The organism is Actinomadura keratinilytica (assembly GCF_039539665.1).
Lineage (GTDB): Bacteria > Actinomycetota > Actinomycetes > Streptosporangiales > Streptosporangiaceae > Spirillospora > Spirillospora keratinilytica.
Genome location: NZ_BAABDO010000136.1, coordinates 1 through 16,363, shown reverse-complemented (window position 1 = coordinate 16,363; position 16,363 = coordinate 1). Strand labels below are relative to the sequence as shown.

At 74.7% G+C, this 16,363-nt stretch carries 12 protein-coding genes and 1 pseudogene; 5 read left to right on the top strand and 8 right to left on the bottom strand.

All coding sequences use genetic code 11. From position 1 onward, the window contains the following. Positions 1–602 precede the first annotated feature (602 nt). Both ABD879_RS28460 and ABD879_RS28455 read right to left on the bottom strand, forming a co-directional pair. Positions 603–1,538, bottom strand: a complete 936-nt coding sequence (locus tag ABD879_RS28460; RefSeq protein ID WP_345024742.1) for a 5'-3' exonuclease — start codon at positions 1,536–1,538, stop codon at positions 603–605. Positions 1,539–1,667: 129 nt separating this feature from the next. Continuing rightward, a complete protein-coding gene (locus ABD879_RS28455; protein WP_345024741.1) occupies positions 1,668–2,120 on the bottom strand; it encodes a MarR family winged helix-turn-helix transcriptional regulator in 453 nt (150 codons plus the stop codon). Between the two features lie 132 nt (positions 2,121–2,252). Between ABD879_RS28455 and ABD879_RS28450 the strand changes: the two genes are divergently transcribed. Both ABD879_RS28450 and ABD879_RS28445 read left to right on the top strand, forming a co-directional pair. After that, entirely contained in the window at positions 2,253–3,725 is a 1,473-nt protein-coding gene (locus ABD879_RS28450) for an MFS transporter (RefSeq protein ID WP_345024739.1), read from the top strand. Positions 3,726–3,797: 72 nt separating this feature from the next. Further along, positions 3,798–4,721, top strand: a complete 924-nt coding sequence (locus ABD879_RS28445; RefSeq protein WP_345024738.1) for an SDR family NAD(P)-dependent oxidoreductase — start codon at positions 3,798–3,800, stop codon at positions 4,719–4,721. Positions 4,722–4,778: 57 nt separating this feature from the next. Here the strand turns inward: ABD879_RS28445 and ABD879_RS28440 are convergent, their stop codons facing one another. From ABD879_RS28440 to ABD879_RS28420, 5 genes are all read right to left on the bottom strand, one after another. Next, positions 4,779–6,050 carry a cytochrome P450 gene (locus ABD879_RS28440; protein ID WP_345024737.1) on the bottom strand — a complete coding sequence of 424 codons (1,272 nt, stop codon included), beginning with the start codon at positions 6,048–6,050 and terminating at the stop codon, positions 4,779–4,781. A gap of 1 nt (position 6,051) precedes the next feature. Beyond that, positions 6,052–6,252 carry a ferredoxin gene (locus tag ABD879_RS28435; RefSeq protein WP_345024736.1) on the bottom strand — a complete coding sequence of 67 codons (201 nt, stop codon included), beginning with the start codon at positions 6,250–6,252 and terminating at the stop codon, positions 6,052–6,054. Next, entirely contained in the window at positions 6,249–6,911 is a 663-nt protein-coding gene (locus ABD879_RS28430) for a TetR/AcrR family transcriptional regulator (RefSeq protein WP_345024735.1), read from the bottom strand. The genes ABD879_RS28435 and ABD879_RS28430 overlap by 4 nt, the downstream gene beginning before the upstream one ends. Before the next feature lie 120 nt (positions 6,912–7,031). Next, positions 7,032–7,235, bottom strand: coding sequence for a ferredoxin (locus tag ABD879_RS28425; protein ID WP_345024734.1), 204 nt, complete (start codon positions 7,233–7,235; stop codon positions 7,032–7,034). A gap of 22 nt (positions 7,236–7,257) precedes the next feature. After that, positions 7,258–8,490: a cytochrome P450 gene (locus ABD879_RS28420; protein ID WP_345024733.1), complete on the bottom strand. Its 1,233-nt coding sequence runs from the start codon at positions 8,488–8,490 to the stop codon at positions 7,258–7,260. Between the two features lie 437 nt (positions 8,491–8,927). Between ABD879_RS28420 and ABD879_RS28415 the strand changes: the two genes are divergently transcribed. Beyond that, positions 8,928–10,190 carry an extracellular catalytic domain type 1 short-chain-length polyhydroxyalkanoate depolymerase gene (locus ABD879_RS28415; RefSeq protein ID WP_345024732.1) on the top strand — a complete coding sequence of 421 codons (1,263 nt, stop codon included), beginning with the start codon at positions 8,928–8,930 and terminating at the stop codon, positions 10,188–10,190. A 51-nt stretch (positions 10,191–10,241) separates the two neighbouring features. Here the strand turns inward: ABD879_RS28415 and ABD879_RS28410 are convergent, their stop codons facing one another. After that, positions 10,242–11,351 carry a M24 family metallopeptidase gene (locus ABD879_RS28410; protein WP_345024731.1) on the bottom strand — a complete coding sequence of 370 codons (1,110 nt, stop codon included), beginning with the start codon at positions 11,349–11,351 and terminating at the stop codon, positions 10,242–10,244. A gap of 538 nt (positions 11,352–11,889) precedes the next feature. Here ABD879_RS28410 and ABD879_RS28405 point away from each other — a divergent pair. Further along, positions 11,890–13,764, top strand: coding sequence for a CASTOR/POLLUX-related putative ion channel (locus ABD879_RS28405; protein WP_345024730.1), 1,875 nt, complete (start codon positions 11,890–11,892; stop codon positions 13,762–13,764). Positions 13,765–13,840: 76 nt separating this feature from the next. Then, a pseudogene (locus ABD879_RS28400) lies at positions 13,841–16,363 on the top strand (hypothetical protein); the annotation flags it as partial.

Below are 16,363 nucleotides of genomic sequence, written 5' to 3'. Positions count from 1 at the left end.
CGGCGCGGCGGCGGCGCCCGCGCCGCGCGCGGCGGGGCGTGCGCCGCGGCGGGGGCCGGTCGGGGAAGCGGTCTGTTCGGTCACCGGTGGTCCGTACTCTCGAGTCCTCCACGGCCGCGGGCCCGCCCTCGGCCGCGGCCCGCCGGAACACCCCCCGCCGTGCACGGCCGACGCCGCCGCGGCGGCCGGCGCCCCCGCTGCACCGTGCCCCGCCGCGGCGGGCGTCCCGGCGCTGAACCGGGCCCCGCGGCGGTTGGGGGGAGTGGGACGGTCAGGCCCAGCGCCGCGGGAACCGGCCCGTCCACGCGTCGCCCACGCCGGCCGCCGGGGCCGCTGCGGTCCCGGGCCGGCGGTGCGTGCCTGGTCTTCACAGGTCCAGGAAAACCCGCCATTGCCCTGGATGGTGCGCCCCCGCGCCCGCCGTGTCTGCGTCATCTGACACATTGCGCGGGGAACCGCGCCTGCGACGTCAGGAAACCCGTCAAGCCCGGCAGACCCGACAAGACGGGCATATGGGGATGGTGTGGTGCCGGTCGCGGGCGCCGCGGTCAACGCGCCCGTCAGGACCCGCCCGTCGGGACGCATCCGTCAGGGCGCGCCCGTCAGGACGCGCCCGAACGCGCCGCCAGCGCGTTCAGCAGGCGGTTGACCGGGCCGTCCAGCCCCCACCGGTCGGCCAGCTCCACCAGCGCCCGCGGATCGCGCGGCGCGGCCGGCAGCCGGTCGTCCAGATCGCGCAGCTCGGCGGCGTCGATGTCGGTGACCACCCGCACCACCGTGCCCGCCGCCGCCAGGTAGTCGCGGGCGGCCTCCAGCCGGCGCCGCGCCCCCGCCGGGAACCCCTCGGCGGTGCCGGAGTCCAGTGCCGCCAGGATCCCCTCCACCGACCCGAACCGGGTGACCAGAGCCGCGGCGGTCTTGTCGCCCACGCCCGGCACGCCCGGCAGCCCGTCGCTGGGGTCGCCGCGCAGCATGGCGTAGTCGGCGTAGCCGCGACCGGGGACGCCGTACTTGGCCGCGACCTCCTTCTCGCCCATGACCTGCAGGTTGCGGATGCCGCGCGCGGTGTACAGCACCTGCACCGGGCCGCGCTCGTCCACCAGCTGGAACAGGTCGCGGTCGCCGGTGACGACGTCGACCGGGCCGCGCGCCGCGCCCCGCACCGCCAGCGTGCCGATCACGTCGTCGGCCTCGTAGCCGGGCACCCCGGCGCGGGCCAGCCCGAAGGCGTCCAGCACCCGGTCGATGACCGGCAGCTGCGCCTTCAGCGCGTCGGGCGCCTGGTCGCCGCCGTCGGCGGCCACCCGGTGCGCCTTGTACGACGGCAGCGCCGCCACCCGGAACGACGGCCGCCAGTCGGCGTCCATGCAGCACACCAGCCGCTCGGGGGAGCGGTCCCGCACCAGACTGGCGATCATGTCCAGCAGCCCGCGGACGGCGTTGACCGGCGTGCCGTCCGGCGCGGTCACGCTCTCGGGCACGCCGTAGAAGGCGCGGAAGTACAGCGACGGCGTGTCCAGCAGCATCAGCCCGCTCATGCCGCCCATCCTCCCATGCGGACCCCTCTCCGCGGCCGCACGGCGCCCCGACCCCGGCCTCCGGCCCCGGCCCTGCGTCCGGGCCGCCGCCAGCCCTCGCCCGACACCTCCCGTTCGTAGGGCACGCGGTCAGGGGCGGGGCCAGGGGCGTCCGCCGAGGCGCTCCAGGCCGGTGTTGAACCGCTTGAGGTAGCTGGCGAAGGCGGCGACGTCCTCGCGCGACCAGTCGGCCAGCACCTTGTCCAGGCCGCGGACGATGCGGGCGCGGTCCTCGTCCAGCCGGCGCTCGCCCTCGGACGTGATGCGGAACTTGCGGGCCAGGCCGCCGTCGGGGTCGGGGATGCGCTCGACCAGCCCGGCGCGCACCAGGGCGGCGGTCTGCCGGTTGACGGTGGAGGCGTCCAGGCCGAACGCCTCGCTGAGCTGCCGGATGGACATCGGGCCCTCCATGCGGACGCGGCTCAGCAGCAGGTAGGCGCTGCGCTCGAGCATGCCGCCGTCGCGCCGGGCGCGGCGCGCGGCCAGGCTGTGCCGCGACAGCAGCATGGTCTCGAACTCGATCATCCGCGTGAGCCGGTCCATGCCTTCATTCTCCCGGCCTGCGGCGACGGCCGGTATCCGCCCGTCCCCGCGCACGCGGCGCCCCGGGTCGGCGTGATGTGCATCATGCACACCATGTGTGCATTGCACATAGTATGTAGCGTACATATGCTCATGATCGGAAAGGAGAACCACGTGGCGGACTCCACGTCGGCCCCCCGCTCCGGCGGGATAGTCAGCGTGCTGGCGGTGGCGGGCATCGTCGCCTCGCTCATGCAGACCCTGGTGGTCCCGCTGATCGGCGAGCTGCCGCGCATCCTGCACACCACCCCGGCCAACGCCACCTGGGTGGTCACCGCCACGCTGCTGGCGGGCGCGGTGACCACGCCGGTGATCGGGCGGCTGGGCGACCTGTACGGCAAGCGCCGCGTGCTGCTGGGCTGCTCGGTGCCGCTGATCGCGGGTTCGGTGCTGTGCGCGCTGGCCGGGTCGCTGGCGCCCATGGTCGCCGGGCGGCTGCTGCAGGGCATGGGGATGGGCATGATCCCGCTGGGCATCAGCGCGCTGCGCGACCTGCTGCCGCCGGAGCGGCTGGGGTCGTCGATCGCGCTGGTCAGCTCGTCGCTGGGCATCGGCGGCGCGCTCGGCCTGCCGTTCGCGGCGGCGGTCGCCGAGCAGACCAGCTGGCGCGTGCTGTTCTGGACCGCGGCGGCGCTGAACGTGCTGGTCGCGGTGATGATGTGGCTGCTGGTGCCCGCCACGCCGGCGCGCGCCGCCGGGCGCTTCGACCCGGTCGGCGCGCTGGGGCTCGGCGCCGGGCTGGTGTGCCTGCTGCTGGCGGTGTCCAAGGGCGCCGACTGGGGCTGGACGAGCGGCACGACACTGGGCCTGCTGGGCGCCGCGGCGGTCGTGCTGGCGGTCTGGGGCTGGTGGGAGCTGCGCACCCGCGACCCGCTGGTGGACCTGCGCACCACCGCCCGGCGCCCGGTGCTGCTGACCAACGCCGCCTCGATCGTGGTCGGCTTCTCCATGTACGCGCAGTCGCTGATCATCCCGCAGCTGCTGCAGCTGCCCGAGGCCACCGGCTACGGGCTGGGCCAGTCGATGCTGGCGGCCGGGCTGTGGATGGCCCCCTCGGGCCTGGTGATGATGCTGGTCTCGCCGCTGGGCGCCCGGCTGTCGGCCGCCCGCGGCCCCAAGTTCACCCTGGTCTGCGGCGCCCTGGTGATCGCGGTCGGCTACGGGTCGTCGGTGCCGCTCATGGGGTCGACGTGGGGCCTGCTGGTCGTCACCTGCCTGTGCGGCATGGGCGTCGGGCTGGCGTACGGGGCGATGCCCGCGCTGATCATGGGCGCGGTGCCGGTGACGGAGACCGCGGCGGCCAACAGCTTCAACACCCTGATGCGCTCGATCGGCACGTCGGTGTCGGCGGCGGTGGTCGGCGCCGTGCTCGCGCAGATGACGGTGAACCTGGGCGGGCACGTCCTGCCGTCGGAGGACGGGTTCCGCGCCGGCATGCTGATCGGCTGCGGCGTCGCGGTGCTGGCCGCGGCGATCGCGCTGACCATCCCGACCCGCTCGTCCGGGCGGTCCTCGTCCCCGCACGAGCAGGCCCCGGCGGAGCCGTCGGCCGCGCCCGCGCGCTGACCCGCCCCGCGCCGCCGACCGTGTCCCGCTCGCCTCGGAGCGCGGGCGGCGGCGGGGGTTAGGGTGATCGGCATGGCACGGAAGTGGAACGCCGCCGACGTCCCCGACCAGCACGGCCGGGTCGCCGTGGTGACCGGCGCCAACACCGGGCTCGGCTTCGACACCGCGCGCGTGCTGGCCGAGCGGGGCGCGACGGTGGTGCTGGCGGTGCGCGACACCGGCAAGGGCGAGCGGGCCGCCGCCCGGATCGCCGAGACCGCCCCGGAGGCGGACGTGTCGGTGCGGCACCTGGATCTGACCTCGCTGGAGTCCGTGCGCGACGCCGCCCGCGAGGTGCGCTCCCGGCACCCGAAGATCGACCTGCTGATCAACAACGCCGGGGTGATGTTCACCCCGAAAGGCACCACGCGCGACGGGTTCGAGCTGCAGTTCGGCACCAACCACCTGGGGCACTTCGCGTTCACCGGGCTGCTGCTGGAGGCCCTGCTGCCGGTGCCCGGCTCCCGCGTGGTGACCGTCAGCAGCGCCATGCACCGGGTCCGCGCCCGGATCGACTTCGACGACCTGGGGTGGCGGCGGCGCCGCTACGACCGGGTGGCCGCCTACGCCCGGTCCAAGCTGGCCAACCTGCTGTTCACCTACGAGCTGCAGCGCCGCCTGGCGGCGGCGGACGCCGGCACGATCGCGGTGGCGGCCCACCCGGGCTTCGCCGCCACCGAGCTGATCCGCAACTTGCCCGCGGCGGTGCGGCTGGTCGTCTCCACGGCGGTCGCGCCGGTGTTCGCCCAGAGCGCCGAGATGGGCGCGCTGCCGACGCTGCGCGCCGCGACCGACCCGGACGTGCGCGGCGGCCGGTTCTACGGCCCGGACGGGCCGTTCGAGGGCCGGGGGCATCCCAAGCCGGTCTCCTCCAGCAGGCTGTCGCACGACAGGGCCGTGCAGCGCCGCCTGTGGGAGGTCTCGGAGGAGCTGACCGGCGTCCGCTACCCGCTGTGACAAGACCCGTCGCAACGCCCCAGGGCGTGCCCGGGGACGTTGCGACGGGGCCGCCGGTCAGCCGATGCGGACGGGCAGGGTGCGGGGTCCGCGCACCTGGCCCGCTGCCCAGGTGACCGCGGACGGGTCGGCCAGCGTGAACTTCGGCACGCGTTCCAGCCAGACCTCCAGCGCGACGCGCAGTTCCATGCGGGCCAGGTGCGAGCCGACGCAGCGGTGCACGCCCAGGCCGAACGCGGCGTGCCGGTTGACCTTCCGGTCGATGACGACCTCGTCGGCCCGTTCGAACTGCGCCGGGTCGCGGTTGGCGGCGGGGAACGACAGCAGGACCCAGTCGTCGGCCTTCATGTCCACGCCGCGCCAGTGCATGTCCTGCTTGACCAGCCGCGCCATGGTGACCGGCGCGTAGGCGCGCAGGAACTCCTCCATCGCGGTCGGCAGCAGGTCGGGTTCGGCGACCAGCCGCTCGCGGTCGGCGGGCGTGCGGGCCAGGTGCCACAGCGACGCGCCGATCGCGCTCCAGGTGGTGTCGATCCCGGCGATCAGCAGCAGCGCCATCATGCCCGACACCTCCGAGGCGTCGAGCTTGCGCCCGCCCAGCTCGGCGTTGATGAGGTGGCTGGTCAGGTCGTCGCGCGGGTGGTCGATGTGGTCGTGGATCTGCTGGAGCAGGTAGTCGAACAGCCGGTCCACGCGTTCGATGCGCTCGTCGGTCGGCAGGTTGACGCCTTCCAGCACGCTCTCGACGAACTCGCGGAACCGCGGCCCGTCCTCGGGCGGGAAGCCGAGCATGTCGGCGATCACCCGCATCGGGATGTGCTGGGCGTAGTCCTGGGCGGCGTCGACGACGTCGCGCCCCTTGAACCGGTCGATGAGCTCGTGGCAGAACGCCCTGGTCTGCGGCTCCAGCCGCCGGACGGCGCTCTTGGTGAACGCCGGCAGCAGCAGCCTGCGGGCCTGGTGGTGGAACGGCGGGTCGGAGGAGATCGGCGGGCTGACCCCCACGGGCTCCAGGTCGCGCGGCGGCCGGAAGTTGCTGACGATGACCGTCCGGGAGGTGAACCGCTCGGTGTCGTAGGCGATCGCCGCGACGTCCTCGTAGCGGGTGGGCAGCCAGGCGCCGCCGAACCGCTCGGTGCGCGCGATCGGGCAGCGCCGCCGCAGGTCGTCCTGGATCGGGTAGGGGTCGGCGGCCCACTCGGGCTCGACGTGCGAGAAGTCGGTCGCCCAGTCGGCCACCGGGCCGGTGACGATCTCGCTGCGCGTGCCGCCGGACCGGGTGTCGGGCAGGTCGCCGACCCGTCGGGGGAAACGGTCGTCGACCGCCATGTCAGGACTCCTCGGTCAGCTCGATCGCGCGCTCGGGGCAGTTGGCCGCCGCCAGGCGCGCCTGGTCCTGCTGCTCCGGGGGGACGGTCCCGTCGCCGAGGACCTTCCCGTAGCCCTCGTCGTCCTCGCCGAACAGGTCGGGGGCCAGGTCGTAGCAGCGGCCGTGGCCCATGCAGCGCCCGGTGTCGATCTGTACTCTCACTGCGTGTCTCCCGTCTTCGAGGTGCCTTCGCTGAGGGGGGATCGAGGCGGGGCCGCGCCTTGGGTGCGCTCGGCGGGGACGACGACGGACGACGCCAGGCGGGCCAGCAGCGCGGCCCACTCCTCCTCGTCGACCGCCGGCAGGTCCCGCGGGACCAGTGCGCTTCCCACCGCCAGCAGGAAGCACAGGTAGGACACGGCGCGCGGGGACAGTGCCGGGTCGAGCCGGGCGCCGCCGCGGGGCTCGCGCAGCAGGTCGGCGACCCTGTCGACGCGTTCGCCGACGTAGGCGCGCACGGGCGCGGCGACGCCGCCGTCCCGGCGGGCCGCGGCCAGGGCCTCGACGATGAGGTCGCCGCGGGCGTCGCGGGGATGCGGCACGCGCCGTCCGGCGGCCAGCAGCACCTCGGCCGGCGACCGGTCGGGTTCGGCGTCGAGCAGGTCGGCCAGGACCTGCCGCGCGTGCGCGCGCAGCGCCGCCACCAGAAGTTCGGCCTTGGACTTGAAGTGCGCGTACAGCGCGCCGTTGCTGACGCCCGCGGCCGCCGCGATGTCGGCGACGCGGGTGCCGTCGTAGCCGCGTGCGGCGAACGCCTCGGCGGCGGCGCGCAGCAGCCGCTCGCGGGTCTCGGCGGCGGTGACACCGGCGACACGGCCCATACACGGAATTAAACGAGCGTTCATTTGCTCGGTCAAGGGCCCGTGCGGCGGGGCCTGCCGGACGGCGGAGCCCGGTCCCGCCGGCGTCGCGCCGGGCGGGACCGGGGCCTTTCGCGGCGGCTACCGCGCGGTTTCCTCGATCCGGATGGCCAGGGCGGGGCACAGCGACGCGGCCAGCCGCACGTCGGCGGCGGCCTCGGCGGGCGGCTCGGGGTCGAGCAGCTCCACGATGCCGTCCTCCTCGCTCTGGTCGAACACCCCCTCGGCGGTCAGCACGCACTGCCCGGAGCCGACGCACCTGTCCCGATCCACGATGATCTTCATCGGCCTCCCCCTCGGCGGGCCGTCACCAGGTGACGGGCAGCTCGTAGACGCCGTAGACGGCCCCGTCGTGCTTGAACGGGATGTCCGCCAGGTCCGCGGCGAGCGCCAGCGTGGGCACGCGCCGGTACAGGGTGCCGTAGACGACCTGCAGCTGGACGCGGGCCAGCGGCTGGCCGAGGCACTGGTGCACGCCGAACCCGAACGCCACGTGCCGGCGGGCGTCGCCGCGGCGCAGGTCGAGCCGGTCGGGCTCGGGGAAGGCGGCGGGGTCGCGGTTGGCGATGTCGTTGGGCAGGACGATCCCCTCGCCCGCGCGGATCACCTGGCCGCCGACCTCGATGTCGGCCAGCGCGATGCGGCGCCGCCCGACGTGCGTGATCGTCAGGTACCGCAGCAGCTCCTCCACCGCCGACTCGACCAGCGCGGGGTCGTCGGCGTCGCGCAGCAGGGCCAGCTGGTCGGGGTGGCGCAGCAGCGCCAGCGTGCCGAGCGCGATCATGTTGGAGGTGGTCTCGTGCCCGGCGACCAGCAGCAGCACGCCCATGCGGGCGGCCTCGGCCCTGGTCAGCTCGCCGGCCTCGACCCGTTCGCCCAGGCCGGACAGCAGGTCGTCGCCGGGGCGGGCGAGCTTGTCGGCCATGAGGCCGTCGAGGTAGTCCAGCAGCGCCCGGCCGGCCTCGGCGCGGCGTTCGGGGGCGGCGCTGCGCCGGATGAGCGTCTTGCTGTTGGCCTGGAAGAAGTCGTGGTCGGCGTAGGGCACGCCGAGCAGCCGGCAGATGACCAGCGACGGTACGGGCAGCGCGAACGCCTCGACCAGGTCGGTCGGGTTGGGGCCGGCCAGCATGTCGTCGATGAGGCCGTCGACGATCTCCTGGATCGCCGGCCGCATCGCCCGCACCCGGCGGACGGCGAACGGCGCGGTCACCATGCGGCGCAGCCGCCGGTGCTCGGGGTCGTCCATGACGACGAAGCTGAGGCCCGGGGCGCCGTCGGGCGGGATCGGCGCGACGTTGGGGAAGCCTGGGCGGCGGATGTCGGCGCTGACGCGCGGGTCGCTCATCACCGCCCGCTGGTCGGCGTAGCGGGTCACCAGCCAGGGGGTGCTGCCGTCCCACAGCCGGACCCTGGTGAGCGGCCCCTCGCGCTGCCGCTCGCGCAGCTGCGGCGGCGGGGCGAACGGGCAGCCCGCCGCCCGCTCCATCGGGTAATGCGGGACGGCGGCGGGGTTCGCGGCCGGTTCGGACGCGGTGGTCATCGGTACCTCCCTCGGAAGGGGATGCGGAACCTGCGGGCGCGTCGACCACCTGCTGACGGCACCCGCGTTCCCGCCCGGGCGCGGTCCGGCGCTGCGCGGCCCGTCCGGCCGGGCCCGCCGACGGCCGCAACAGACCGGCCGGACCTTCGTCAGGAACTCTGTTAACTGCATAACACATATAAACCGGAGAATCAAGGCATTCGGTGCGGCGGGCGGCGCCGAGATCACGGCCGGGTGTGGAACTTTCCCGCGCAGCCGCAGGTGGAGCGCGTTTCGCGGGACCCCGGCGCCGGTTCCTTGACCGGGTTCGACGCGGCTACCTACCGTTCGGGCGGGTTCGCAGCGATCGGCGAAACGCTCTGCGAGTACGGCGCCTGGGTGATGTCGGCCTGGGCCGGGACCTGTCCCCGGCCCCTCCGGGTGAGGAGCGGCAGAAGGTGAGATCAAGGCTTGCGGCGGTGCTGTTCGCCCTGGCCCTGGCGGTGGGGGGCGCGCTCGCGCCGGCCCGGCCGTCGGCGGCGGCGACGCTCACTGAGGTGACCGGCTTCGGGTACAACCCGAGCGGCCTGCGGATGTACGAGTACGTGCCGGCCAACGTGGCGCAGCGTCCGGCGCTGCTGGTGGCCGTGCACTACTGCACCGGTTCGGGGCCCGACATGTACGCGGGCACCGAGTACGCGTCGCTGGCCGACCGGTACGGCTTCATCGTCGTCTACCCGTCGGTGACGCGCAGCAGCAAGTGCTTCGACGTGTCGAGTCCGGGGGCGCTGAGGCGCGACGGCGACAGCGACCCGGCGGGCATCGTGTCGATGGTCCGCTGGGAGCAGCAGCACCGCGGCGTCGACCCCGACCGCGTGTACGTCACCGGCATCTCCTCCGGCGCGATGATGACCAACGTGCTGCTGGGCGACTACCCCGACGTGTTCCAGGCGGGCTCGGCGGTCGCCGGGGTGCCGTTCGGCTGCTTCGCCACCACCGACGGGTCGGAGTGGAACAGCGCCTGCGCCAACGGCACCGTGATCAAGACTCCGCAGCAGTGGGGCGACCTGGTCCGGGCCGCCTACCCCGGGTACGCCGGGCCCCGGCCGCGCATGCAGATCTGGCACGGCACCAATGACGACGTGCTGCGCTACCCCAACTTCGGCGAGCAGATCAAGCAGTGGACGGAAGTGCTGGGCGTGGGCCAGACGCCCAGTTCCACCGACCAGCCGCAGGCGAACTGGACCCGCACCCGCTACGGCGGCACCGGCACCACCGCCCCGGTGGAGGCGATCAGCATCCAGGGCGGCGGCCACAACATCATGGCGGCCGGCATGGCGGCGCGGATCCTGGACTTCTTCGGCCTCACCGGCGGCGGCACCACGCCGACCGACCCGCCGGAGGGGGCCTGCCGGGTCGCCGTCACGGTCAACGCCTGGAACACCGGGCTGACCGAGAACATCACGATCACCAACACCGGGCCGTCCGCCCTCGACGGCTGGTCGCTGGTGTTCACCCTGCCCGCCGGGCAGACGATCACGTCCGGGTGGAACGCCGTCTTCTCCCCGGCCACCGGGCAGGTCACCGCCGCCAACGTGTCCTACAACGCGTCGCTGCCGCCCGGCGCGTCGGTCGACATCGGCTTCCAGGCCACCCACACCGGCGACACCGGCAAGCCGACGTCGTTCGCCCTGAACGGGGCCTCCTGCACCGTCGTCTGACGACCGCGCGGTACCGGCCCGCCCGCCGTCCGCGCGGGCGGGCCGGTCGGGTCAGTCGACGACGACCAGGTCGCGGGTGACGTTGTTGAGGCGTTCGCACCCGTCGTCGGTGCACACGACGATGTCCTCGATGCGGGCGCCGTGCGGGCCGGGGTAGATGCCCGGTTCGACGGAGAAGGCCATGCCGGGTTCGAGCGGCTCGGTGTTGCCCGCGACGATGTAGGGCTCCTCGTGGCCTTCCAGGCCGATGCCGTGGCCGGTGCGGTGGAAGAAGTGCTCGCCGTACCCGGCGGCGGCGATGACGTCGCGTGCGGCGGCGTCCACCGCCTCGGGGGCGACGCCGGGGCGGACCGCGTCGCAGGCGGCCTGCTGCGCCTCCTGCAGGACCCGGTAGTAGGCCAGGTAGTCCTCCGGCGGCGCGCCGATGCAGTAGTTGCGGGTGGCGTCGGAGCAGTAGCCGCTGGGCATGGCGCCGCCGATGTCGACGACGATCGGCTCGCCGGGCCGGATGACCCGGTCCGACGGCTCGGCGTGCGGGTTGGCGCCGTTGGGACCGGACCCGACGATGACGAACTCGACGGCGGCGTGCCCCTCGGCGATGATCGCGTCGGCGATGTCGCGGCCGACCTCGCGTTCGGTGCGGCCGGGCTTGAGCAGGTCGGGGATCCGCCGGTGCACCCGGTCGATGGCGGCGCCGGCCTCGCGCAGCGCCTCGACCTCGGCGGCGCTCTTGCGCATCCGCAGCTCGCGCATGACGCCCCCGGCGGGGACCTGCTCGGCGCCGGGCAGGGCGGCGCGGAACCGCAGCGCCATGACCGCCCACATCCGGTCGGCCAGCGCGACCCGGCCGATGCCGCGGGGCAGGCGGGAGGCGACGAGCGCGTAGGGATCGTCGGTCTCGTCCCAGGGCACCAGCTCCACGTCCAGGCCGCCGGCGGGGGACGCCTGGGCGGCGGGCAGCTCCAGCCGGGGCACCACGAGGAAGGGGTCCCCGGAGGCGGGCACGACCAGGCAGGTGAGCCGTTCGAGCTGCTTGGCGTCGTAGCCGGTCACGTAGCGCAGGTCCGGCCCGGGCGTCAGCAGCACGGCGTCCAGCCCCGCGCGTCCGGCCGCCTGCTGGACCCGGCCCAGCCGCTCCCGTGGATACAACCTCGTCGTCACATCCGTCCCCATGTCCGTGAGCTGCCTCGTGCGTCAGCCGCCCGTGGGGCGGCCGCCTGTGAGCGTGTCCGTGAGCATCGTATGCCCGCCGGTCGGGGAGGGATGTCCCGGCGGGGGCCCGCGCCGGGACCGCAGGCGACCCGCGGGGGAGCACCGGGAGCAGGCGCCGCCGATCCGGGGGGTGGGGGTTCGGCACGGCGGCGCCTGCGCCGTGAGAGTTGCGGCCGCATGCTCTGCGCCGATCGTGAACGCGCCGTGGCCGCCGCGCAACGCCGCGGATTTCAGATGGTGATCCGCCGGCGGGCGCGGCGGCGCGCCCTCCCCCGCGCCCTGCGCCGCAGGAAGCGGGGGAGGGCCGTGGGGATAAGCTGTCAGATGATCAAATCGGGGTGTATGTGCCTGTGCGTCCGGGGGACGGCGCGCATCGCGCCCGGCGTTTCTGTTACAGGTGTCATAGGTGACGGACGGTCGCCCGACCGCGCAGGCGCTGGAGTACGCGGGGCCGGCGACGCGCGGGCCCGGACGGCCGGGGAGACGAGTGAAGCGAGCGACCACACGGGAGCGCCTGCGCTACTGGTTCGACAACACCATGGCCAAGGGCACGCCGGCGCTGATCGGCTGGCTGGGCCTGGCGTCCGGGGCGCTGGTCCTGGCCGTCACCACGGCCGCCGTGCTGCTCGCCCCCCGCGACTCGGCCGAGAACGGGCACTGGCCGGGGGTGCTGTGGCGCAGCCTGCTGCGCACGCTCGACCCGGGCACGATGGGCGGCGACGAGGGCAGCGCCCCCTACCTGGCCATGATGCTGACCGTCACGGTCGGCGGGATCTTCATCGTCAGCTCGCTGATCGGCGTGATCACCACCGGCCTGGAAAGCAAGATCGCCGAGCTGCGCAAGGGCCGCTCCCGGATCATCGAACGCGACCACACCGTGCTGCTCGGCTGGTCGGACCAGGTGTTCACGGTGATCGCCGAGCTGTCGGAGGCCAACCGCAGCCGGCGCGGCTCGTGCGTGGCGGTCCTGGCCGACATGGACCGGGTGGACATGGAGGACGCCATCCGCGCCCGGGTCGGCGACACCGGCCGCACCCGGGTGATCTGCCGGCACGGCAACCCGCTGAAGGTCGCCGACCTGGACCTGGTCAGCCCCGGCACGGCCCGCTCGATCGTGGTGGTGTCGCCGCCCGTCGACGACCCGGACGTGCACGTGCTGAAGGTGCTGCTGTCGCTGGGCGCCCGGGAGTGGGGCGAGCGGCGCCCGCACGTGGTGGCCGCCGTGCACGACTCGGCCAACCTGGCCGCGGCCCGGCTGGCCGGCGGCCCCGACGCGCACGTCATCGACGCCGACGACATGGCGATCCGGCTCATCGTCCAGTCGCACCGCCAGTCCGGCCTGTCGGCGGTGTTCACCGAGCTGCTCGACTTCAGAGGCCACGAGCTGTACATCCGCCCGGAGCCCGCGCTCGCCGGCACCACCTACGGGGAGGCGCTGTTCGCCTACCGGCTCGGCGTGCCCATCGGCCTGCGGCACGCCGACGGCGAGGTGTCGCTGAACCCGCCCGCCGGCACCGTCATCGCCCCGGACGACGAGTTGATACTGCTCGCCGAGGACAACACGCTGATCGAGCTGGCCGCCTGCCGGCCGCCCATCGTCGAGGACGCGATCGGCACCCCCGAGCCCGCCCGGACGGTGCCCGAACGCACCCTGATGCTCGGCTGGAACCACCGCGCCCCCAAGATCCTGGAACTGCTGGACGACTTCGTCGAACCGGGCTCGAGCGTGCTCGTCGCCGCCGACCGGCCGGACCCGACGCCCGCCCTGGGCGAGCTGGCCAACATCACCGTCGGCTTCACCCGCTGCGACCCCACCGACCGCGCCGCGCTGGAACGCCTGGACACCGCCTCCTTCCAGCACGTCATCGTGCTGGCCGACGCCGGGCACCCGCCCGACCACGCCGACGCCCGCACCCTGGTCACCCTGCTGCACCTGCGCGACATGGTGACCGGCCCCGGCGCCCCCTACTCCATCGTCAGCGAGATCAACGACGACGCCAACCGGGAGATCGCCCAGGTCACCGAGGCCGACGACTTCGTGGTCAGCGACAAGCTGATCAACCAGGTGCTCACCCAGCTCAGCGAGGACCGGCACCTGCACGAGGTCTACATGGACCTGCTCGACCCCGAGGGCTCGGAGATCTACCTGCGGCCCGCGGCCGGGTACCTGCGCCCCGGCGCCGTCGCCAACTTCGCCACCGTCATCGAGGCGGCCCGGCGGCGCGGCGAGACCGCCCTCGGCTACCGGCTGCGCGCCCAGTTCCACCAGCCGCCCGGCTACGGCGTCGTGCTCAACCCCGACAAGACCGCGCCGCTCACGCTGGCCGCCGACGACACGGTGATCGTCCTCGCCGAGAAGTAGCCCCGGTCACCCGCGGGCCGTCCGGTCCGCGGCGATGCGCCGGAGACCGTCGGTGGCGCCTGCCATGATCGTGCGCATGCTGGCAGAACTCCCCTCCGACCCGTCGTCGTCCACCCTCTACCTGGACTGGGTGCGCGCCTACGCGCCCGCCTGGGAGAAGGACGCGCAGACGCTGCTCGAGGCGATCCGGCAGGAGATCGGACGCGCCCGCTCCAAACCCGGGCGGTTCCTCGACGACATGAAACGCCGCGCGCGGGGCCTGCCCGCCGAGCACCTGCCGTGGTTCTGGGACACCGTGGGGCACCGGCTCGCCAGGATCGCCCCGCGGCACGCCGCGACGGCCTACGGCCTGGCCCGCGAGGCCGAGAACACCCACGGGCTGCCGGTCGACGCCGACTACCGGGTGGCGAACGCGCTCCTGTTCGCCGAGGCCGGGGCGCTGGCGGGCACGGAGGTGCGCGCCCACCAGCAGTGGCTGGCATCGGTGTTCCCGGACTGGCAGGCGCACAAGAAGTTCCTGCGGTTCGTCCGGGCGTGGACCGAGAGCGGCGCCCCGCCGGCGGCCGACCTGCACACGCGGGTACGCGCGTCCGCCAGGGCCGCCGGGCTCGGCGACGAGGAGGCGGCGCGCGTGATGAGCAAGGTGCTGGTCGCCTCCAAGGGCGTCGAGGTCCCCGACCGGCTACTGGACGGCGCCGCCAGGCTGCTCGCCAAGTACCCGCCCGACGACAGGGATCGGCGGGAGCTGGTGGACTTGTTCCCGCCCGCCAACACCGACGGCGCCGCTTTCCTGCGGCTGCTGCGCGCCGCCGGGGTCATCGACGCGATGGCCGACGGCCGCGTCACCCCCGACGGCGGCCTGGCCCGCTGGCTCGGCCGCTACACCTACCTGTACTCCTACCGCCGCGAATCCTACGGCGGCGTCCGCCAGCACCCGCTGCCGGACGAGCTGTACGAGGTGCTGCCGCTGCTGGCGCCGCGCCTGCGCGCCGCCGGCACGCCCGTCCGCCTGCACGAGGGCCGCTACGGGTGGACCAACTTCGACGCCGACCTGGTGGACGCCTGCCTCGCCGAGGGCATCCCCGTCCACGACCCCGGCCCGAACGTGCGGCTCGACTACTGGGGCGACCGCTCCCGCCGCGACCTCAAGGCCCTGGCCGCCCACCCCGTGCTGGGCAAGCGCCTGGAGGGCTCGGTGCACGCCCGGCACGTGCGGGAGGCCCCCCGGGCGGGCGGCACGGCCATCACCCGCCTGGTCGGCACCCCCCAGATCGCCGACAGCGTCCGGGAACGCGTCACCGGCCTGCTCGACCAGGTCGCCGGCGGCGGCCTCGGCGAGGCCGACGAGGCGGTCGCGGCCCTGGACGGCCTGCTCGACACCCCGACCGCCGCCGCCCTGGACGGCATCGACGAAGCGCTCGCCGCCCTCGACCTGACCGGCCCGCTGCAGCGCACGCTGCGCGCCGGCCTGCCGGACGAACTGGGCTGGCCCGCACTGGACGAGGCCGTCGCCGAGCTCACCGAAGGCGGCGCCGACATCGAGGGCGTCACCGCCACCTGGCCCGTGCTGACGGTGTTCACCGCCGACCGCGCGATCGCCGTCGACCACGACGGCAGGCGCGCCGAATGCGCGTTCACCGTGCCCGCCGACGCCGCCATGCGGGTGGTGTTCTACGCCGGCGGCGACTTCCTGGTCGGATGGGGGAAGGAAACCGAGCACGCCGACCAGGCGTACTGGGCGAGCGACCCCGAGACGGTGTTCACGCCCGACGACCCGCACGGCTTGGCGCCGCTGTCGCCGCGCTACCGGCTGACCCTCGGCTACCAGTGCGAGACCGCCGACGGCGGCGGCCGCCACGACGGCCACCGCGTCCTGCGGCCCGGCGACCGCTCCGCGCCGCACTGGGACGCCGGCGAACTGCTCGGCGACGGCACCGGCCTGTGGACGGCGTCCGGCAACGATTACCAGCCGGCCGCCTGGCACCGGATCGACCCCGCCACCGGGGAGGCGACCGAGACGCACTCCCCGCCCGCGTTCTTCGCCGACCCGCTCCCCGACGGGATGGTCCTGGAGCACGAGAACCTGTCGCTGATCCGGCTGCCGGACGGCGTGACCGGCTCGCCGCTCGGCCAGAACGCCCAGGGCCTGGCCGGGTTCCGCGTCACCCGCCCTCGCGCCAGGCAGGGGCGCGGGTCCCGCGGCTACACCCTGGAGGGCGTCGACGGCCGCCGCGCCGTGCTGGGCCGCGAGCACCAGGGCGACCCGTGGGGCGTGATCCGCCTGCCCGGCGGGCCCGACCTCGTCGTCACGGGCGGCGGCAGCGGCTCGGACATGCACATGCACTGCTACGACGCCGAGGACGGCTCGCTGCTGTGGCAGGTGCGCGGCTTCACCGGCAGGGCGCCGCGGCACGGCCGCACGGTGTTCCCGCCGCCCGCGTTCTGGCACTTCCTGCGCCCGCGCGACCCGCAGTCCTCCCGCGCCCTGCGGCAGGTGGGCCGGGACGCCGCGCGCGCCCTGCTGGACGCCGCACACGACGGCGGCGCGGCCGTCCGCGCCGCCCGGGCGCGCGTGGTGCCCGAGGTCGCCGACCCCCGC